The sequence below is a fragment of the Streptomyces sp. NPDC090022 genome, assembly GCF_044748145.1.
Classification (GTDB): domain Bacteria; phylum Actinomycetota; class Actinomycetes; order Streptomycetales; family Streptomycetaceae; genus Streptomyces.
On record NZ_JBIVFN010000059.1, the window covers coordinates 1 to 2,227 of the forward strand.

2 protein-coding genes and 1 pseudogene are annotated in these 2,227 nt (G+C 66.6%); all 3 read left to right on the top strand.

From position 1 onward, the window contains the following. Positions 1-92: 92 nt before the first annotated feature. Positions 93-788: pseudogene (locus ACIPXB_RS37075) on the top strand (ISAs1 family transposase); the annotation flags it as partial. 33 nt (positions 789-821) lie between these two features. Then, positions 822-947 (top strand): hypothetical protein, encoded by a 126-nt coding sequence (locus ACIPXB_RS37080; protein WP_030842284.1) that lies wholly within the window; start codon positions 822-824, stop codon positions 945-947. A 90-nt stretch (positions 948-1,037) separates the two neighbouring features. Continuing rightward, a complete protein-coding gene (locus ACIPXB_RS37085) occupies positions 1,038-2,168 on the top strand; it encodes an RICIN domain-containing protein (RefSeq protein ID WP_401457407.1) in 1,131 nt (376 codons plus the stop codon). The last annotated feature ends 59 nt before the right edge of the window (positions 2,169-2,227 follow it).

The window sequence follows — 2,227 nt, forward strand, 5'->3', positions numbered from 1 at the left end:
TCGACTTCCCGGCCGAGCCGCTCACCGGTGTCCATCCCGTCCCTCATCCGGCGACCGTCCGGCGCCTGCTCCAGCGGCTGGACGGCGACGCTCTGGACGCTGCCATCGGAGCATTCCTACAGGCCAGAGGAGTACACCCGAGCGAGTCCGAGCGATCGGCGAAGCCGGTGCCGCGGGCGATCGCGGTCGACGGCAAGACGGTCCGCGGCTCGCGCACCGTCACGAGCACCGCGATCCAACTGCTGGCCGCAATGGACCACCACGGCGTGGTCCTGGCCCAGCGGCAGGTCGCCTCCAGAAGCAACGAGATCCCCGCCTTCGCCCCGCTGCTGGACAGCATCGACCTGAGCGACACCGTGATCACCGGCGATGCCCTGCACACCCAGCACGCCCACGGCACGTACCTCCGCGAGCGCGGCGCCCACTACCTGGCCATCGTGAAAAAGAACCACCCCGGGCTGTATGCCCAGCTCAAAACGCTTCCCTGGGCGGACATCCCGCTGGACCACCGCACCCGCGACCGGGCCCACCACCGCGACGAGATCCGCCGACTCAAGACCGCCGCCTTCCACCACCTCGACTATCCCGGCGCCCGCCAGGCGATCCAGATCGTCCGATGACGCCGCGACCGCTCGACCGGGAAGCTCACCATCGAACGGGTCTACCTGATCACTAGCCTGGACACCTACGACGCCACCGCCGTCCAGCTCGCCACCTGGATCAGGGGCCACTGGGGCATCGAGAACCTCCTGCACCACGTCCGAGACCGGACCTTCCGCGAGGACGACTCCAAAGTCCGCACCGGCCACCTGCCCCGCACCATGGCCGGCCTGCGCAACCTCGCCATCGGCATCTTCCGCCAGAACGGCCACACCAACATCGCCGCTGCCCTCCGCCACACCGGCCGCGACCACACCCGACCCCTACGAATCCTCGGCCTCACGTGATCAATCCGGACAGACCGCAACCATGCAATGCCCCTGAGATACATACGGCGTTCCCTCAGCGGCCATTCATGATCCCTAAGCTCACGCCTCGTGAAGAACGTGAAGAAGACGATCGTGTTGCTCGCCTTGATAATGAGCTACTTCCCGCTGACCCCGACGGCGTTCGCGGCGGCCAAGTCGCCCGCGCAGGTAGCGGCCAAGTCGCCCGCGCAGGTAGCGGCCAAGTCGCCCGCGCAGGTAGCCGAGGACTGCGCCGACCCGAGGCCCACGCAGGCCGGGGACATCATCTACTGGGACCCCGAGTGCTACCTCACCTTCAAAAGCAGCAAGCAAGTATGGGGCGAGGCCACCATGCCCGACAAGCTCGGCAGTGGGAAGAGCCCCATCGCCTACGGCTGCACCAGTAGCGGCAGCGTGAGCGTCGCCGGAACCAAGAGCTCCTCCACCAGCTTCTCCTTCGGCCTCGACATCGGCGGGAAGAAGAAGTTCGGTGACTGGGAGGCCTCCGTCGGGCCCAAGCTCGGTTGGAGCTGGACCTGGAGCACCAGCGACACCCACACGCACACCGCCACGGTCCCCCTGGGCAGCGTCGGCTGGATCGAGGTCAAGGAGCCGCTGATCGAGGCGGTCGTCGACATCGATGCCCGCTACGACGGCAACAAGAACGAGCTCGTCAAGAACGCGGTCGTCCGGGTGCCGGACACCAGCCGGTCCTTCGCCTGGTTGTATCAGAGCCGCAAGATGACCGACACGGAGCTGAGGGACATCTGCGGGCAGGACCCGCCGACCACCAAGACCTACGACATGTGGTCGGCCGGTGGCAAGGCTCCCTACAAGAACCTGCTGAGCGGCAAGTGCCTGGCCATCGGCCCCACCGTCCCCAACGGCGGGCTCGTGGTGCAGCGTACCTGCGACGGCGGGGCCGCGCAGAAATGGAACGCCGTCAAGGCGAGCAACGGCTATTTCACCATCCGCAACAACAACGGCTACTGCCTCACAGTCCCCTACAACAACGGCACCCCGCCCGGCCAGAACACCCAGCTCATGTGGTGGGGCTGCGAGACCCGCTGGGACTCGGGCAACCAGCTCTGGTCGGTCAACCCGACCAAGATCAGCGGTACCTACACCTTCGCCAACCAGTGGACGGGGCTCTGTCTCGCGCCGCACTCCAGTGAGATGACCAAGAACGGCGGCCGGGTGACCATCCGCAAGTGCGCGTAGCGGGATCAGTTGACCCCTCCTATGGAGTCCTGTGCGGAGTGGAGAAGACTCCGTAGGAG

Excerpts from the sequence above, each read along its gene's own strand:
- ACIPXB_RS37080 (WP_030842284.1), top strand. The coding sequence starts at position 822 with ATGGCCGGCCTGCGCAACCTCGCCATCGGCATCTTCCGCCAGAACGGC.